The sequence below is a fragment of the Kitasatospora cystarginea genome (genome assembly GCF_039533515.1).
Classification (GTDB): Bacteria; Actinomycetota; Actinomycetes; order Streptomycetales; family Streptomycetaceae; genus Kitasatospora; species Kitasatospora cystarginea.
Genome location: NZ_BAAATR010000013.1, coordinates 1 through 17029, shown reverse-complemented (window position 1 = coordinate 17029; position 17029 = coordinate 1). Strand labels below are relative to the sequence as shown.

General features: G+C 71.5%; 15 protein-coding genes. All 15 read right to left on the bottom strand.

The features are described from left to right. Window positions 1–226: 226 nt before the first annotated feature. Window positions 227–1486 carry a precorrin-6y C5,15-methyltransferase (decarboxylating) subunit CbiE gene (gene cbiE, locus ABD369_RS16370; RefSeq protein ID WP_344637140.1) on the bottom strand — a complete coding sequence of 420 codons (1260 nt, stop codon included), beginning with the start codon at window positions 1484–1486 and terminating at the stop codon, window positions 227–229. 200 nt (window positions 1487–1686) lie between these two features. Continuing rightward, window positions 1687–2340, bottom strand: a complete 654-nt coding sequence (locus ABD369_RS16365) for a GNAT family N-acetyltransferase (RefSeq protein ID WP_344637139.1) — start codon at window positions 2338–2340, stop codon at window positions 1687–1689. Window positions 2341–2597: 257 nt separating this feature from the next. Further along, on the bottom strand, window positions 2598–3425 hold the full coding sequence (locus tag ABD369_RS16360; protein ID WP_344637138.1) for a MetQ/NlpA family ABC transporter substrate-binding protein: 828 nt from the start codon (window positions 3423–3425) through the stop codon (window positions 2598–2600). A 94-nt stretch (window positions 3426–3519) separates the two neighbouring features. Next, a complete protein-coding gene (locus ABD369_RS16355) occupies window positions 3520–4260 on the bottom strand; it encodes a methionine ABC transporter permease (protein WP_344637137.1) in 741 nt (246 codons plus the stop codon). After that, window positions 4257–5282 (bottom strand): methionine ABC transporter ATP-binding protein, encoded by a 1026-nt coding sequence (locus ABD369_RS16350; RefSeq protein WP_344637136.1) that lies wholly within the window; start codon window positions 5280–5282, stop codon window positions 4257–4259. Before ABD369_RS16350 ends, ABD369_RS16355 begins: the two co-directional genes overlap by 4 nt. A 557-nt stretch (window positions 5283–5839) precedes the next feature. Then, the gene (locus ABD369_RS16345) at window positions 5840–6340 is read right to left on the bottom strand and encodes a GNAT family N-acetyltransferase (RefSeq protein ID WP_344637135.1); all 501 of its coding nucleotides are present in this window, start codon (window positions 6338–6340) and stop codon (window positions 5840–5842) included. 268 nt (window positions 6341–6608) lie between these two features. After that, window positions 6609–7100 (bottom strand): RNA polymerase sigma factor, encoded by a 492-nt coding sequence (locus ABD369_RS16340; protein ID WP_344637134.1) that lies wholly within the window; start codon window positions 7098–7100, stop codon window positions 6609–6611. Window positions 7101–7149: 49 nt separating this feature from the next. Beyond that, window positions 7150–8532, bottom strand: a complete 1383-nt coding sequence (locus ABD369_RS16335; RefSeq protein WP_344637133.1) for an FAD-binding oxidoreductase — start codon at window positions 8530–8532, stop codon at window positions 7150–7152. Between the two features lie 407 nt (window positions 8533–8939). Next, complete coding sequence (gene argH / locus ABD369_RS16330) at window positions 8940–10376, bottom strand: argininosuccinate lyase (protein ID WP_344637132.1); 1437 nt, start codon at window positions 10374–10376, stop codon at window positions 8940–8942. A 77-nt stretch (window positions 10377–10453) separates the two neighbouring features. Next, window positions 10454–11647, bottom strand: a complete 1194-nt coding sequence (locus ABD369_RS16325; protein WP_344637131.1) for an argininosuccinate synthase — start codon at window positions 11645–11647, stop codon at window positions 10454–10456. A 195-nt stretch (window positions 11648–11842) separates the two neighbouring features. Then, entirely contained in the window at window positions 11843–12391 is a 549-nt protein-coding gene (locus ABD369_RS16320; RefSeq protein WP_344637130.1) for an arginine repressor, read from the bottom strand. Window positions 12392–12409: 18 nt separating this feature from the next. Then, on the bottom strand, window positions 12410–13618 hold the full coding sequence (locus ABD369_RS16315) for an acetylornithine transaminase (RefSeq protein WP_344637129.1): 1209 nt from the start codon (window positions 13616–13618) through the stop codon (window positions 12410–12412). Beyond that, complete coding sequence (gene argB / locus ABD369_RS16310) at window positions 13615–14490, bottom strand: acetylglutamate kinase (RefSeq protein WP_344637285.1); 876 nt, start codon at window positions 14488–14490, stop codon at window positions 13615–13617. The genes ABD369_RS16315 and argB overlap by 4 nt, the downstream gene beginning before the upstream one ends. A 73-nt stretch (window positions 14491–14563) precedes the next feature. Continuing rightward, the gene (gene argJ, locus ABD369_RS16305) at window positions 14564–15715 is read right to left on the bottom strand and encodes a bifunctional glutamate N-acetyltransferase/amino-acid acetyltransferase ArgJ (RefSeq protein ID WP_344637284.1); all 1152 of its coding nucleotides are present in this window, start codon (window positions 15713–15715) and stop codon (window positions 14564–14566) included. Between the two features lie 14 nt (window positions 15716–15729). Continuing rightward, the gene (gene argC / locus ABD369_RS16300) at window positions 15730–16758 is read right to left on the bottom strand and encodes an N-acetyl-gamma-glutamyl-phosphate reductase (protein WP_344637128.1); all 1029 of its coding nucleotides are present in this window, start codon (window positions 16756–16758) and stop codon (window positions 15730–15732) included. Window positions 16759–17029: the final 271 nt, after the last annotated feature.

Here is a 17029-nt window from a genome sequence, read left to right as displayed (position 1 = left end):
CAAAAAGGTGACAAACGTACCGAACAGGGCACGACCCACCGATCATCGGGCACAGCCAGGACGCCACCCTACCGGCCACGACTGACAGGCTCTCGAATCCATGACCGGATGCGATCGGAATCACCGCCCACCAACCGGGGAGCAGCCCGAGAGTCGCCGGAAAGCGGCCGGAAAACGTCCATGGAGCGGACAAACCGTGCAGGGAGGGTGTGGACGGTACGAAGGGTCAGGAACCCTGCTCACCCCAGAGCATCAAGCCCTGCTCCCCTGTGCCGATGGACAGGCCCGCCGCCGCGCCGCGCCCGATGGCGAGCGGCGCGGACTGCAGAAGTGCGCCGTCCACCTGGTAGCCCGCGCCGGAGAGGACCTCGTGGATCTCCTCGGCCTCGGCGAGCGTGTGGGCCACCGCGACCAACCGCCCGGGACGGCGGGTGACCACGGCGCGGACGGCCTCGGCGCCGCCCGCCTCGACCACCGCGGCGTCCGGCTCGGGCAGTCCGCCCAGTACCTCGTGGCCGACACCGTGGACGGCCTCCACCTCGACCCCGTAGCGGCGGGCATTGACCGCGATCTGGGCGCAGGCCGAGCGATCGGCCTCTACGGCGACCACGGCCGCGCCGAACCGGGCGATCTCGACCGCCAGGGCGCCGCTGGCCGCCCCGACCGCCCAGACCAGGTCGCCCGGGACCGGGCCCAACCGTGCCACCGCCAGCGCACGGAGGTGCGGGGGCAGCGCGCGCCCGCCGGCATCCGCTGCGGATGCGCCGCGATCCACGCCCGCGTACGCGTCGGCGGGCAGCGCCCAGCCGCGCGCCGGTCCAGGGAATCCGAGGGGCTTCCCGGCCAGCCAGCCGGCCGTCTCGTCCACGGTCTGGACCTGGCTTCCGCCGCCGATCACCAGTACCACCGAGGGGTCGCGCCAGACGTGGTCCGGCACCCGCTCGGAGGTCAGCACGGTGACGTCCTCGTCCGGGGTACCGAGCGCCTCGCAGACCACGAAGGTGCGGTGCACGCCGCGGAGCATCAGGGCCAGTTCGCTCGGGCCCGCATCCGAGGTGGTGAGCACGGCGACCTTGGGGTTGGCCCGGCAGACGTTGGCCGCGCGGCGAAGGCGTCCGCCGTGGGTGGAGACCACCTGGGCGTCCTCCCAGGGCATCCCGGCCCTGGCGAAGGCGGCGGCCACCGAGGAGACGGCGGGCAGCACCTCGAGTTCCAGGCCGTACTCGGGGCTGCGCAGGGCGCGGACCACACCGAAGTACCCGGGATCGCCCTCGGCGACCACCACGACGGTGCCGCGGTGTTCTGCGATCTTCCGGGCGGCGGCCGCGATGCTGCCGAGCACGATCCGCTCGGCGTCCGCCGGTACCGGCAGCGCTGCCAGTTGATAAGGGGCGCCGGCGACCAGGGTCGCCCCCGCCAGTGCCGAGGCGGCCGCCTCCGTCAGCGGCGTGCCGTCCCACCCGATGACCGTGATCCGGTCAGCCATCTGCGGCTTTTCTCCCTCGCATGTTCCGCCCCGAGGCGCTGTCCGCCCCACGCACACTGGTCCGGACCATCTGCGCTCCGTCCCGGTGCAGAGGCTACCGGGTGCGCTCCGTCCGCTGTCGCCAACCTGCACACCTGTGCGCGTCCGGACGGTGAACGGTTGGTTCGCTCCCGACCGTCAGTCCGCTCCCGGCCGTCGGTTCAGTCGCGGAGCACGTACCGCTGCTGGGCCCAGCTGTCGTCCTGGGCACTCTCCAAGTCCTCGGGCAGCAGGCTCCACAGGATCAGGTCGCTGCGGCTCTCGTCCTCGGGGGACCCGGCCGGCGGCCTGGCCGAGGCGGTCCAGTCGCCGCCGCGGACTATCCAGGCACTGCGCAGTACGCCCTCGCTGATGCAGCCCATCTTCTGGGCGGCCTGCTGGGCGGCGGTGTTGCCGGCGGCGGTACGCAGTTCCAGGCGCAGGAAACCGCGGTCCTCGAAGAGCCACTGGGCCACGCCGAGCAGGGCCTCGGGGGCGTAGCCCTCGCCGCGGGCCCAGGCGGCGATGACGCAGCTGGCCTCGGTGGAGCGCAGCCGCCAATCGGTGCCGCGCAGTTCGACCACGCCGACCAGGCGCTGGGTCAGGTGCTCGGCGACAGCGAAGGAGATTCCGCGTCCTTCGGCCCGGCGGGCAGGGGCGAGGGTGCGGATCCACTCCGTGGCGTGGGCCTCGGTGAACGGCTGCGGGATGGCGGTCCAGGTGTGCACCGGCTCGTCGTCCATCATCGCGACCAGGCCCGGGGCGTCTTCGTCCGCAAGGGGGCGCAACAGCAGCCTCTCGGTGCTGATGGCGGTCTCGGGGAAGCTCGCTGCCATGCCGTCTCTCCTCGCCGGGTCGTGGACACACCGTACGCCCCAGCCGCACTCGGCCAGGTCAGCGTACCGGCAAATCCGGCGACGGCCCGTCAGTTCCGGTGCCCTGCGGCCGTCCCACCTGCATATTGCCCGACCGGGCCCCGCACGTGGTCCGTGGGGGCCCGGCTGTCCGACCCGCCTGCCGGCGCATCGGCGCCGACGCGGCAAGCCCGTCGGCCGTGGGCAAACTACCGCAGTGGAGCAGTTGATACGAACTATCAGAAGGCGGGGACGACCGAGCCCTTGAAGGTGTCGTCGATGTACTTCTTGACCTCGGCCGAGTGCAGCAGCTGAGCCAGCTTCACCACCCGGGGGTCGTTCTCGTGCCCCTTCTTCACCGCGAGGATGTTGGCGTACGGGTTGCCCTCGGCCTTCTCCAGCAGGATGGCGTCCTTGGCAGGGGTCAGGCCGGAGTCGATCGCGTAGTTGCCGTTGATGACCGCGGCGTCCAGGTCGCCGAGGGAGCGGGGCAGCTGGGCGGCGTCCAGCTCCTTCCACTTCAGGTTCTTCGGGTTGTCGGCGATGTCGGCCGGGGTGGCGGAGGTGCCGGCGCCGTCCTTCAGCTTGATGACGTTCTCGGCGGCGAGCAGCTTGAGCGCGCGGCCCTCGTTGGTGGCGTCGTTGGGCAGGCCGACGGTGGCGCCGTTGGACAGGTCGGCGACGGACTTGGCCTTCTTGGAGTACAGGCCGAGCGGCTCCAGGTGCACCGGCTCGACGGAGACGATGTCGGTGCCGTGCTTCTTGTTGAAGTCCTCCAGGTACGGGACGTGCTGGAAGAAGTTGGCGTCGGCCGAGCCGTCCTGGACGGCCGTGTTCGGGGTCACGTAGTCGGTGACCACCTTGACGTCCAGCTTCAGCCCGGCCTTGTCGGCCAGGTTCTGCTTCACGTAGTCCAGGATCTGGGCGTGCGGGGTAGGGCTGGCGATCACGGTGAGCGGCTGGTCCGGCGAGGAGCCGGCGGACGAGGAGCCGCTGCTGCAGGCGGTCAGCGTGAGGGCGAGGCCCGCGGTGGCGATGACGGCGGTGGACTTCAGGACGTTACGCACGAAAAGTGCCTTTCTCCATGGAGCGGACGGCCCACCGGGAGGATGGCCCGGTGGCCTGGGGCGCGCGGCCTGCCCCGGAGGGCAGACGGCGTGGTCAGTGGGGCAGGGCGAGCTCTTCCTCTTCCTCGGTGAGCTCGGTGCGGCGCGAGCGCAGCAGGCGGGTGGTGCCGCCGAAGCCGCCGCGGTCGGCCAGCCGCCGCACGATGAGGTCGCTGATCAGCTGGATCGCCATCACGATCACCACCAGCTCGGCGACGATGACCCACATGAAGGCGGTCTCGAAACGCTGGTAGCCGTAGTTGACGGCGAGGGTGCCGAGTCCCCCGCCGCCGACCGTGCCGGCCATCGCGGAGAAGCCGATCAGCGCGATGATCGTGGTGGTGGCGGAGGAGACCAGCGCGGGCAGCGACTCGGGGAGCAGCACCTTGCGGATCGCGGTCCAGGTGCCGCCGCCCATCGCGTGGACGGCCTCCAGCAGGCCCTTGTCCACTTCGCGGACCGCGGTCTCGACCAGGCGGGCGAAGAACGGGATGGCGCCGACGGTCAGCGGCACGGACGCGGCCTGCCAGCCGATGGTGGTGCCGGTCACTCCCTTGGTGAAGGGCTGCAGAGCGACCATCAGGATGATGAACGGCAGCGAGCGGCCGACGTTGACTATCGCGCCGATCACCCGGTTGACCGGGCCGTTCTGCAGCGCGCCGCCCTTGTCGGTGAGCACCAGCAGCAGGCCCAGCGGCAGCCCGAGCAGGATGGTGGCGAGGGTGGCGACGCCGACCATCTGGAAGGTCTCGGCGGTGGCGGGCCACATCAGTTCCTGCATCTGGTCCCAGGTCATGCCACGGCTCCGTTCGCCTCGTTCACGGTCTCCACCTGCAGGCCCTGCTCGCGCAGGAAGCCGATCGGCACCACGTTCTCCTGGTGGCCGCCGGGCAGTTCGACCCTCATCCGGCCGACCATCCGGCCACCGATGTGCTCCACGGCGGCACCGAGGATGTTGATGTCGATCTGGTAGGTGCGGGCCAGCTGGGAGACGAAGGGCTGGGCGGAGGTGTCACCTTGGAAGGTGATCTCCACCACGGTGTTGCCGGGCTGCCCGTGGCCGAACTCGCCGAGCGGGAAGAGCTCGCGGGCCAGTTCGGAGTTCCGGGTGGCGAGCAGCTCGGTGAGCCCGCCGGACTCGATCACCTTGCCGCCGCGCATCAGGGCGGCGGAGTCGCAGACGGACTTGATCACGTCCATCTCATGGGTGATCAGCAGGACGGTGAGGCCGAGCTGCCGGTTGAGGTCGCGCAGCAGGGACAGGATGGAGCGGGTGGTCTCCGGGTCGAGCGCGGAGGTGGCCTCGTCGGAGAGCAGCACCTTGGGGTCGCCGGCCAGTGCGCGGGCGATGCCGACGCGCTGCTTCTGGCCGCCGGAGAGCTGGCCGGGGTAGTTGCGGGCCTTGTCGGCGAGACCGACCAGGTCGAGCAGTTCGGCGGCCTTGCGGTGGCGCTGGGTGCGGTCCAGCCCGATGATCTCCAGCGGGAGTTCGACGTTCTGCTGGACGGTCCGCGAGGAGAGCAGGTTGAAGTGCTGGAACACCATGCCGATCCGGCGGCGGGCCTCGCGCAGGTCGCGGCCGGCCCGGTGCTCCTGGCCGGGCAGCGCGTTGAGCTCGACACCGTCCACGGTGACGCTGCCCGAGCTCGGGCGCTCCAGCATGTTCACGCAGCGGATGAGGGTGCTCTTGCCCGCGCCGCTGGTACCGACGACGCCGTAGACCTCGCCCTCCCTCACGTGCAGGTCGACTCCGTCGAGGGCGGTGACCTCGCGGCCCCTGGAGCGGTAGACCTTCGTCAGGTCCTTGGTGGTGATCACAGCTGCTTCCGTTGGTCGGGGGCGCACGGCTGATGGCCGGCGCGCCGGTGGCGGTGAGCGGCATGCCTCGGGCACGCCTGTGAAGGGGGGTGGGGGTCCCGCTGCCACACCTCGATCGTGGCCGCCGGCAGGCGGGGACGCGCGTGGGCATGGCCCTTACGGGTCCGGATCCAAAAGGTGTGCGGCAGCGCCGCGGTACGGGCGCGTGGAGCCGCTTCAGCGGGGCTCGCTTCGGGGCGCGAGCAGGGGCGGTGACCCTCAGCAGTGACACATTCGACAGCACATGCAGCGCTCACCTGCCGGCACGGTGCCGGAGGGGGTGCAGGTCGTTGTCGCAGTCATGGGTGCTAGTAAATCAGACATATGCACCGGGTCCCAATTACCAGGACCAGCCGTCCGCATTGCGGACACGACCCAGTGGTTGCAAGGCGAAGGATCCTGACGGCACAAGCCCAAGCGCCCGGTCCACAGGGACCGGGCGCTGCCGGGAACTGTCTCAGAAGGCACGGTCGGGCGGTCCGTACGGGCACCGCCGCCCGGCCGTCGGCCGCCGGCGTTCAGGCGGTGGCGGCGTACTCCGAGTGCACCGGCTTCTCCAGGGCGACCACGCTCAGTCGGCGGCTCACCTCGGTGACCTCCCGCTGGCGGTAGCCGTGCCGGGCGTAGAGGCGGAGGTTGGCGAGGCTGCGGTGTCCGGTGGAGAGTTCGAAGGAGCGTACGTCGTGCCGGTCCAGCAGCTGCCGTTCGACGGCGTCCAGCAGGCGGCCGCCGAGGCCGTGGCGCTGCATCCGGGGGTGGACCACCAGGCGGGCGACCCGGGCGACCCCGTTCTCCTCCACCCGGCCGCGGACGGTGCCGACGACCTCGTCGCCCAGCTTGGCCACCAGCACGTGCCGATCGGAGAGTTCGGCCCGCAGGCTGCCCAGCGTCTGCGTCAGCGGCTCGATGCCCCAGTCTCCGTACAGCTCGGCCTCGCTCTGGTAGCCGAGGTACTGGAGCTTGAGGATCTGCTCCGCGTCGTCCTCGGTCGCCACCGAAATGATCACGCTCATGCCCATGTGCGGGGGCCTCCCCATCGTTGGTTCCCGGGTGCCGGGTGTGGGTGCGGCACCGGGTGCTCTGCCGGAGGTGTGCCCCGGACGGGGATCGGCCCTGACCGGGGGTCGCGCAGCGCCGCACCCCGCGGTCTCCGGAGCCCGGCCCTCGCTCACGCTCAGTATCCGGCCGCCTCGGCCACCGTCAAGGAGGACGTTAGCCACGGCTCTACCCAGCCGTCCCCGGATCTCAACCTTCCGGATGCCCGACGTGGTGAGCGTCACTCAGACGTCACCAGCCGGTCTCCGACGGCCGTTCCGGCCGGTGGCTGTACAGCAGCGCCCGCAGGCACCCCAGGCAGCGTGACCGGATCGGCCCAATGCTGCCCCTCGGCAGGCAAAGCCGTTCCGCCAGCTGCTGGTACGTCAGTTCGGGTGACTCGGACAGTGCGGTGAGCAGCTCGGGGCAGCGTCCGGGCAGCCGGGCCAGCGCCCGCCGTACGGCGCGGTGGCGGTAGGCGGTCAGCAGCTGCTCCTCGGCGGAGGGCACCGGCCGCACGCTCCGGTGGGGCTGCGGCGACCGGGCGGTGTGCTGGACGGTCAGCTGGACGGTGAGCGCCCGGACCCAGGAGACGCGGTCACGGGGCAGGGTGCCGTCGGCGGCCCGTTCCAGCACCCGCAGCCAGACCTCCTGTTCCAGGTCCTGCGGGTCGAGGCGGTGCCGGTGTGCCAGCACGGCGGCGAGCGGGGCGAAGGCGGGGTGCAGCTCGGCGACGGGGATCACACCCGGTATGACCGACCGTCGGCCCGGCCGGTGACGGCGGGTCACCCGGTCAGTAGCTGGGCGGGATGTTCTGGTTGACGCGGAACAGGTTGCCCGGGTCCCAGACGTCCTTGAGCGCGGTGAGCTGCCGGTACTTCACCGGTCCGTACGCCTCCAGGACCCGTGCCGGGCCCTCCTGGCCGAGGAAGTTCACATACCCTCCGCCGGAGGAGAAGGCCCGCATCGCGCTCCACAGCCCTCTGGTCCAGGCGGTGTGCCCGGGGTCCTCCTCGGAGTGCTCCCAGCGGGAGTTGATGCTGAGCAGGTAGGGCGCCGAGCGGTGGGTGTAGGCGGTGTCGTCGGGGCCGACCCGGGCGATGGCGCCGCCGAGGAAGACGAGCTGGATCTCGGAGGACGGTGAGGTGATCCGCGCGAAGTGCTCGGTGAGGGTGGCGATCGCGCGGTCGTCCAGGGTGGAGAGGTACTCGGACTTCCAGTAGTTGCGGGCACCCGGGCCGCGCCCCGGGTCCAGCGTCCGCTGCCACACGGTGTAGGGGCGCAGCTGGATCGTGTCCGCGAGTACGCCGGGCAGGGCGCGCAGCGGTGCCACCGCGCCCCGCGCGCGTTCGGGTCGGCCGGCGTGGCACAGCCCGATCCGGACGACCGGGGTGCCGGCCAGTCGGGCGGGCAGGTGGGGTGCGGCCGGTGCGGTGCCGAGCAGGCAGACGGCACCCAGCTGGTCGGGGGCACCGCGTAGCTGGGTGCGGACGGCACGGAGCACCTGCGGAGCCTCGTCGGCCGCGAAGTACAGCTCGCCGCAGAGCACCTGCGGGCCGACCGGGTGCAGCCGGTAGGACAGGGAGGTGACGACGCCGAAGTTGCCGCCGCCGCCCCGGATGCCCCGGAACAGGTCCGGGTGCAGTGCCGCGCTCGCCGTGACCACCCGTCCGTCGGCGGTCACCAGCTCGGCCTCCAACAGGTTGTCGCAGGTCAGCCCGTAGGCCCGGCTGAGCCAGCCGAAGCCTCCGCCGAGGGTTGTGCCGGCGATCCCGCTGCCGGACACCAGCCCGCCCGGGGTCGCCAGGGCGTGGCGCTGGGTCTCCTGGTCGAACTCGGCCCAAGTGGCGCCCGGACCGGCGTGCGCGATCCGACGGCCGGAGTCCACCCGGACGCCGCGCATCCGCGAGAGGTCGATCAGCAGGCCGCCGTCGCAGACCGCGAGGCCGGCGACGCTGTGGCCGCCGCCACGGATCGTCGGCCACAGCCCGTACTCGCGGGCCACCTCGACGGCCAGCAGGACGTCCGGGGTGCCGGTGCAGCGGGCGATCAGTGCGGGGTGCCGGTCGATCGCGCCGTTCCACACGGCTCGGGCCGTGTCGTACTCCGGGTCGCCCGGGGTGATCAGCTGGCCTCGGAACCCTCTTCGGAGTGCTGCGACGGCTCTGGCACCCATGGGTCGAGTATCGGATGCGGCGGGACGCTCGGCTGCTCGGGAAAACCCATTAGGGGGGAACGGCCCGGAGCGCAGCCGGGGGGCGCGGGGAGCGCTGCGAAGGGGGGCGCCCTTCCCCCAGCCTTCGGCCGGGGAGCCCCATCCCCCAGCCTCCGGCCGGGGGGACCCCCAAGGCCGAAGGCTGGGGGAGGAAGGCTCCCGCCCGCACGATTCCTGCGGCGAAGCGGTGCGCACCGCCCCTGCGGGAGGGGCGGGGTGCGAGCCGGTCACCGAGGCCGGGTGCGGGCGGGAGCCTTCCACCCCCGTCTTCGGCCGGGGTGCCCCCTTAGCGCGGTGCCCCGCGCCGCCGGGGAGCCCCTCCCGCCTCGGCGGGCCGGTGCTTCCCGGTGGGTACTGCTCCGTGCGGGTCAGCCCTTGAGCCAGGCGGCCTGCACGGCGAGGTCGGCCTTGAGCTCGGCCAGCTGGGCGGCGACTGCGGAAGGCGAGGTACCGCCGCGGGCGTTGCGCGAGGCGATGGCGCCGTGGACGGTGAGGACCGAGCGGACATCGGGCGTGAGGTGGGGGGAGATCTCGGCGAACTGGGCGTCCGTCAGGTCGGCGAGCTCGATGCCCTGGGACTCGCAGACCTTCACACAGGCCCCGGCCACCTCGTGCGCCACCCGGAACGGCACACCCTGCCGGACCAGCCACTCGGCGATGTCGGTGGCCAGCGAGAACCCGGCCGGCGCCAGCTCCTCCAGGCGCTCGCGGTGCACGGTGAGGGTGGCCATCATGCCGGTGAAGGCGGGCAGCAGGACCTCGAGGGTGTCGCAGGAGTCGAAGACCGGCTCCTTGTCCTCCTGGAGGTCCCGGTTGTAGGCGAGCGGCAGTGCCTTCAGGGTGGCCAGCAGGCCGGTCAGGTTGCCGATCAGCCGGCCGGACTTGCCCCGGGCCAGCTCGGCGATGTCCGGGTTCTTCTTCTGCGGCATGATCGAGGAGCCCGTGGAGAAGGCGTCGTGCAGCGTGATGAAGCCGAACTCCTTGGTGTTCCAGATGATCACCTCCTCGGCGATCCGGGAGAGGTTGATCCCGATCATGGCCGTGATGAAGGCGAACTCGGCGACGAAGTCGCGCGAGGCGGTCCCGTCGATGGAGTTCGCCACCGAGCCGCCCTCGAAGCCGAGGTCGGCGGCGACCGCCTGCGGGTCCAGGCCGAGCGAGGAGCCGGCCAGCGCGCCGGAGCCGTACGGGGAGACGGCGGTGCGGGCGTCCCACTGGCGCAGCCGCTCGGCGTCCCGACCGAGGGCCTGCGCGTGCGCGAGGACGTGGTGGGCGAAGAGCACCGGCTGGGCGTGCTGGAGGTGGGTGCGGCCCGGCATCGCGGTGTCGGGGTGCGCCTCGGCGAGGTTCACCAGGGCGTACTGGAGGTCCAGCACCAGCCCACCGATGGTCTTCGCGTGGTCCCGCAGGTACATCCGGAACAGGGTGGCGATCTGGTCGTTGCGCGAGCGGCCGGCGCGGAGCTTGCCACCCAGTTCGGCGCCGAGCCGCTCCAGCAGGCCGCGCTCCAGGGCGGTGTGCACGTCCTCGTCGGCGACGGTGCCGGTGAAGGCACCCGAGGCGACGTCGGCGAGCAGCTGCTCCAGACCGGCCAGCATGGCGGCCAGCTCGTCCTCGCTCAGCAGGCCGGCCTTGTGCAGCACCCGGGCGTGCGCCTTGGAGCCTGCGACGTCGTACGGCGCGAGCCGCCAGTCGAAGTGGACGGAGGCGGAGAGCTTGGCCAGCGCCTCGGAGGGACCGTCGGCGAAGCGCGCGCCCCAGAGACGGACATCAGTGACTCCCGAGTAGGGCTGGTCGGACGACATCGCGGGGCTCCTTCTGCGGGGTAGGGGGCGGCCCCGGCTGCGTGGGGGTGCAGCCGGGACCGGGTGTGGGGGAGGGATCAGGCCAGGTCGCGGCGGGCGGCGATCTTCGAGGACATCCCGAAGATCTCGATGAAGCCCTTGGACATCGACTGGTCGAAGGTGTCGCCGGTGTCGTAGGTGGCGAGGTTGAAGTCGTACAGCGACTGGTCCGACTTGCGACCGTTGACCACCGCGCGGCCGCCGTGCAGCACCATCCGGATCTCGCCGCTGACGTGCTGGTTGGCCTCGTTGACGAAGCCGTCCAGGGCGCGCTTGAGCGGGGAGAACCACAGGCCGTCGTAGACGAGTTCGGCCCAGCGCTGCTCCACCTGCCGCTTGTAGCGGGCGAGTTCGCGCTCGACGGTGACGTTCTCCAGCGCCTGGTGAGCAGTGATCAGGGCGATCGCACCGGGAGCCTCGTAGATCTCCCGGGACTTGATGCCGACCAGCCGGTCCTCGACCATGTCGAGGCGGCCGATGCCCTGGGTGCCGGCCCGCTTGTTGAGCTCCTCGATCGCCTGGAGGACGGTCACCTTCCTGCCGTCGATCGCGACCGGGACGCCCGCCTCGAAGGTGATGACGACCTCGTCGGCCTCGCGCGCGGTGGCCGGGTTCTGGGTGTACTCGTAGACGTCCTCGATCGGGGCGTTCCAGATGTCCTCCAGGAAGCCGGTCTCGACGGCCCGCCCGAAGACGTTCTGGTCGATCGAGTACGGGGACTTCTTGGTGGTCGCGATCGGCAGGCCCTTGGACTCGGCGAAGGCGATCGCCTTGTCCCGGGTCATCGCGTAGTCGCGCACCGGGGCGATGCACTTCAGGGCGGGGGCAAGGGAGTTGATGCCGACCTCGAAGCGGACCTGGTCGTTGCCCTTGCCGGTGCAGCCGTGGGCGACGGTGGTGGCGCCGTGCTTCTGCGCGGCGGCGACCAGGTGCTTGACGATCACCGGCCTGGAAAGCGCGGAGACCAGCGGGTACTGGCCCTGGTAGAGGGCGTTGGCCTTGAGCGCCGGCAGGCAGTACTCGTCGGCGAACTCCTCACGGGCGTCCGCGACCTCGGCCTCGACCGCACCGCAGTCCAGCGCGCGCTGACGGATGACCTCGAGGTCCTCGCCACCCTGGCCGACGTCGACGGCGACGGCGATGACCTCGGCGCCCGTCTCCTCGGCGATCCAGCCGATGCAGACGGACGTGTCCAGACCGCCCGAGTAGGCGAGTACGACGCGCTCGGTCACGGCTTTCTCCTTCACAACAGTGCGAACGGGTGGGTCGGCGGCAGGTGCGCGCCCCATACGGTGATGGGTATAAGTATGCATGACCTCGTATGGAAATCAAAACTATTCGTCCGCCCGCCCGAGTGGTGGGCCGAAAACGCGGACCGCCCAGGAGCACAGGGCTCCTGGGCGGTCCCGGGTCGGCCGGCGCAGCCGCTACTGGGCCTTGGACTGGGCCAGTAGCATCAGGTGGTCGGCCAGGGCCTGGCCACCGGAGGGGTCACGGCTGATCAGCAGCACGGTGTCGTCACCCGCGATGGTGCCGATGATCTCGAACACCTCCGCCTGGTCGATCGCCGAGGCCAGGAACTGCGCCGCGCCCGGCGGAGTGCGCAGTACGACCAGGTTGCCGGAGGCCGTCGCGGACACCATCAGTTCGCCGGCCAGCCGGGCCATCCGGCCCTCGCTGGCGGACTCCCCCATCGGCGCGCGCGGCGTACGGTCACCACCCTCGGCCGGGACGGCGTAGATGAGCGCGCCATCCCGGTTGCGGATCTTCACCGCACCCAGCTCGTCCAGGTCCCGGGAGAGGGTGGCCTGGGTGACCACGAGTCCGTCATCGGCCAGCAGTTTGGCCAGCTGGCTCTGCGAGCGGACGGGCTGACGGGTCAACAGGTCCACGATCCGGCGGTGCCTGGCCGTACGGGTCTGCGGGACCTGCGGCGTCGGACCGGCGGCGGGCTGGTCGGGTCGGGATACGGTCATACTGATAATTCTCCCGGACTACGCGCCGTGCTTCGCGTCGGGGGCGGCGACTCGCACGGTGCGCAGGATCTCCGGCAGGGCGGCGAGGAAGTCGTCCGCCTCCTGCTCGGTCAGCACCAGTGGCGGAACCAGCCGCACCGCGTCCGCCACCGCCGCGTTCACCAGGAACCCGGTCTGCTGCGCCACCGCCTGGACCTGTGCCGCGACCGGCTCGGTCAGCACGATGCCCAGCAGCAGCCCGGCGCCCCTGACGTGCGAGACGAGCGGATCGCCGATCGCCTCGACCCCGGCGCGCAACCGTTCGCCGATCTTCTGGACGTGCTCCAGCAGGCCCTCGGCCTCGATGGTGTCCAGCACCGCGAGGCCCGCGGCCGCGGCCACCGGGTTCCCACCGAAGGTGGTGCCGTGCTGGCCCGGCTGGAGCAGTTCGGCCGCCGCGCCGAAGGCGACGGTCGCGCCGATCGGCAGCCCGCCGCCGAGGCCCTTGGCGAGGGTGACGATGTCCGGGTCGACGCCCTCCTCGGCCTGGTGGGCGAACCAGTGGCCGGTGCGGCCGACGCCGGTCTGCACCTCGTCCAGCACCAGCAGGGTCCCGGTGGCCCGGGTGATTTCGCGAGCCGCCCTCAGATAGCCCGGCGGCAGCGGGATCGCGCCGTTCTCACCCTGGATCGGCTCCAGGAACACGGCGGCGGTGTCGGAGGTGACGGCCGCGCGCAGCGCCTCGATGTCGCCGAAGGGAACATGGGTGACGTCCCCGGGCAGCGGGCGGAACGGGTCCTGTTTGGCGGGCTGCGCGGTGAGTGCCAGCGCGCCCATGGTCCGGCCGTGGAAGGCGCCCTGGGCGGAGACCAGGTGGGTGCGGCCGGTGAGCCGGCTGATCTTGAAGGCGGCCTCGTTGGCCTCGGCGCCCGAGTTGCAGAAGAACACCCGGCCCTCGCGCCCGAACAGCCCGATCAGCCGCTCGGCCAGCCGCACCGTCGGCTCGGCCAGGAACAGGTTGGAGACGTGGCCGAGCTGCCCGATCTGCCGGGTGACCGCCTCGACCACTGCCGCGTGTCCGGTGCCGAGCGCGTTCACCGCGATCCCGCCGACCAGGTCCAGGTACTCCCTGCCGTCGGCGTCCCAGACCTTGGCGCCGGCGCCGCGCACCAGTGGGATCCTGGGGGTGCCGTAGTTGTTCATCAGCGCGTGCTGCCAGCGCCGGGTGAGTTCGGAGTTGCTCGTCATGCCAGTCCCCCGAGCACGCTCGCCTCGTCGTCCGGGACGACCATGGTGCCGATGCCCTCGTCGGTGAAGATCTCCAGGAGCAGCGAGTGCTGCACCCGCCCGTCCAGTACTCGCGCGGTGCCCACGCCCGAGCGCACCGCCCGCAGACAGCCCTCCATCTTGGGGAGCATCCCGCTGGCCAGGTCCGGCAGCATCTTCTCCAGCTCGCTCGCGCTGAGCTGGCTGATCACGTCGTCCGAGTTCGGCCAGTCCGCGTACAGCCCCTCGACGTCGGTGAGGACCACCAGCATCTCCGCACCGAGCGCGGCCGCGAGCGCGGAGGCGGCGGTGTCGGCGTTGATGTTGTAGACGTGGCCGTCGGCGCCGCGCGCGATGCTGGAGATGACCGGGATCCGGCCGTCCGCGATCAGCGCCTTCACCGCGCCGGCCTCGATGTTGACGATGTCCCCGACCAGGCCGATGTCCACCTGCTCACCGTCCACCACCGCGTACCGCTTGACGGCGGTCATGGTGTGCGCATCCTCGCCGGTCAGGCCGACCGCGAACGGGCCGTGCTCGTTCAGCAGCCCGACCAGCTCGCGCTGCACCTGGCCGGCCAGCACCATCCGGACCACGTCCATCGTCTCCGGGGTGGTGACCCGCAGGCCGTTGGTGAAGGAGGTCTCCAGGCCCAGCCGGTCCAGCTGCGCGCTGATCTGCGGGCCGCCGCCGTGTACCACGACCGGGTGCAGCCCGGCGTAGCGCAGGAAGACCACGTCCTGGGCGAAGGCCGCCTTGAGATCCTCGTCCACCATGGCGTTGCCGCCGAACTTGATCACTACGGTCTTGCCGTGGAAGCGCTCCAGCCAGGGCAGCGCCTCGATCAGCGTCATCGCCTTGGGCAGTGCGGTGTTGTTGCGGGCCTGTTCGCCCTTGGGTGCGATCTGCACGGTGGTGTCCCCCGGCTCAGGTGGAGTAGGCGCTGTTCTCGTGCACGTAGTCGGCGGTGAGGTCGTTGGTCCACACGGTGGCGGCGGCCTGACCGGCGTTCAGGTCGGCGGTGATGACCACTTCCCGGTCCTTCATGCTCACCAGGTCGCGGTCCTCGCCGACGCTGCCTCCCCGGCAGACCCAGACGCCGTTGATGGCGACGTCCAGGGCGTCCGGGTCGAAGGCGGCGGAGGTGGTGCCGATCGCGGCCAGCACCCGGCCCCAGTTGGGGTCCTCGCCGTGGATGGCGCACTTGAGCAGGTTGTTGCGGGCGATTGTCCGGGCGACGTCCACCGCCTCCTGCTCGGTGGCGGCGTTGACCACGTCGATCCGGATGTCCTTGCTGGCACCCTCGGCGTCGCCGATCAGCTGCCGGGCCAGGTCATCGCAGACGGTGCGCACCGCCTCGGCGAACTCGCCCGCCTCCGGCGTGATCCGGGAGGCGCCGGAGGCCAGCAGCAGCACGGTGTCGTTGGTGGACATGCAGCCGTCGGAGTCCACCCGGTCGAAGGTGGTGCGGGTCGCGGCGCGCAGTGCCTCGTCGAGGCCCTCGCTGTCCACCGCGGCGTCAGTGGTGAGCACCACCAACATGGTGGCCAGGCCCGGCGCGAGCATGCCGGCGCCCTTGGCCATCCCGCCGACCGTCCAGCCGTCCCCGGCCACCTGGGCCGTCTTGTGCACGGTGTCGGTGGTCTTGATGGCGATCGCGGCCGCCTCGCCGCCGTCCTCACCGAGCGTCCGCACAGCCATTTCGACGCCGGGCAGCAGGACGTCCATCGGCAGCCGGACGCCGATCAGACCGGTCGAGGCGACGGCCACCTCGGCCGCGTTGAGCTTCAGTTCCTCGGCCACCTTCTCGGCCGTCGCATGGGTGTCCTGGAACCCGAGCGGTCCCGTACACGCGTTGGCGCCACCGGAGTTGAGGATGACGGCACAGACCCGGCCGCCCTTGAGCACCTGCTCGGACCACAGGACGGGGGCCGCCTTGACCCGGTTGGAGGTGAAGACGCCGGCGGCGGCGAGCAACGGCCCGTCGTTGACCACCAGGGCCAGGTCGGGGGTACCGGAGGCCTTGATCCCGGCGGTGACACCGGCGGCGCGGAAGCCCTTCGCCGCGGTCACGCCCACGTTCCGACTGCTTGTCACGGTGCGACTCCGTTCACGGACAGGCCCAGCTCTTCCGGCAGGCCGAGGGCGATGTTCATGCTCTGCACCGCGCCGCCGGCGGTGCCCTTCACCAGGTTGTCGATCGCGCTGATCGCGATGATCCGCCCGGCGTGCTCGTCCAGGGCGACCTGGATCAGCGCGGCGTTGGAGCCGTAGACCGCGCTGGTCTGCGGCCACTGCCCCTCGGGCAACAGGCGGACGAAGGGCTCGCCCGCGAAGGCCGCCGCGTACGCCTCGCGCAGTTGTTCGGCGGTGGTGCCCTGCTTGGCCTTGGCCGAGCAGGTGGCGAGGATGCCGCGCGGCATCGGGGCCAGGGTCGGGGTGAACGAGACGGTGACCGGCTCCCCCGCGACCGGGGCCAGGTTCTGCGCCATCTCCGGCGTGTGCCGGTGCCCGCCGCCGACGCCGTACGGGCTCATCGACCCCATCACCTCGCTGCCGAGCAGGTGCGGCTTGACCGCCTTGCCCGCGCCGGAGGTGCCCGAGGCCGCCACGACCACCGCCTCCGGCTCCGCCAACCTCGCAGCGTACGCCGGGAACAGCGCCAGCGATACGGCCGTCGGGTAGCAGCCCGGGACGGCGATCCGCTTGGTGCCCTTGAGCGCGGCCCGGTGGCCCGGCAGCTCGGGCAGGCCGTACGGCCAGGTGCCCGCGTGCGGGGAGCCGTAGAACTTCTCCCAGACGGCCGCGTCCTTCAGCCGGAAGTCCGCGCCGCAGTCCACCACCAGCACGTCCTCGCCGAGCGATTCGGCGACCGCCGCGGACTGCCCGTGCGGCAGCCCGAGGAACACCACGTCGTGCCCGGCCAGCACCTCGGGCGTGGTCGGCTCCAGCACCCGGTCGGCCAGCGGCAGCAGGTGCGGCTGCAGCTCGCCGAACCGGGTGCCGGCGTTCGACCCGCCGGTCAGCGCACCGATCTCCACCTCCGGATGCCCGAGCAGGAGGCGCAGCACCTCACCACCCGCGTACCCACTGGCGCCGGCGACGGCGACGCGCAAAGCCATGACGTTCCTCCTCAGCAGCTTGGCATGAATATACGCAGTGCGGAACATTCATGCAACAACTAGCCGGCTCGGCCGCCGCCGCGGATGTGACCGAGCGCTTCAGTTGGCCAGTGAGCGCGGCACTTGGCGAGCTGAGCACCCAGTGCCGGGGCTCGCGTGTGAGCCGGGACATGGTAGGTGGAACCTGGCCAGGCGTGTTGGAACTACCGGAGACGGGTCGCAGTCCGGACAAGGCCGGCGACGGCTCTGGACCGACTGTGCGGCGGCCAGG

Coding starts and splice junctions, on each gene's coding strand:
- argH (WP_344637132.1), bottom strand. CDS start 10,376: ATGTCGTCCGACCAGCCCTACTCGGGAGTCACTGATGTCCGTCTCTGG.
- ABD369_RS16335 (WP_344637133.1), bottom strand. CDS start 8,532: ATGGGTGCCAGAGCCGTCGCAGCACTCCGAAGAGGGTTCCGAGGCCAG.
- cbiE (WP_344637140.1), bottom strand. CDS start 1,486: ATGGCTGACCGGATCACGGTCATCGGGTGGGACGGCACGCCGCTGACG.
- argB (WP_344637285.1), bottom strand. CDS start 14,490: ATGACGCTGATCGAGGCGCTGCCCTGGCTGGAGCGCTTCCACGGCAAG.
- ABD369_RS16345 (WP_344637135.1), bottom strand. CDS start 6,340: ATGGGCATGAGCGTGATCATTTCGGTGGCGACCGAGGACGACGCGGAG.
- argC (WP_344637128.1), bottom strand. CDS start 16,758: ATGGCTTTGCGCGTCGCCGTCGCCGGCGCCAGTGGGTACGCGGGTGGT.
- ABD369_RS16320 (WP_344637130.1), bottom strand. CDS start 12,391: ATGACCGTATCCCGACCCGACCAGCCCGCCGCCGGTCCGACGCCGCAG.
- ABD369_RS16365 (WP_344637139.1), bottom strand. CDS start 2,340: ATGGCAGCGAGCTTCCCCGAGACCGCCATCAGCACCGAGAGGCTGCTG.
- ABD369_RS16355 (WP_344637137.1), bottom strand. CDS start 4,260: ATGACCTGGGACCAGATGCAGGAACTGATGTGGCCCGCCACCGCCGAG.
- ABD369_RS16315 (WP_344637129.1), bottom strand. CDS start 13,618: ATGACGAGCAACTCCGAACTCACCCGGCGCTGGCAGCACGCGCTGATG.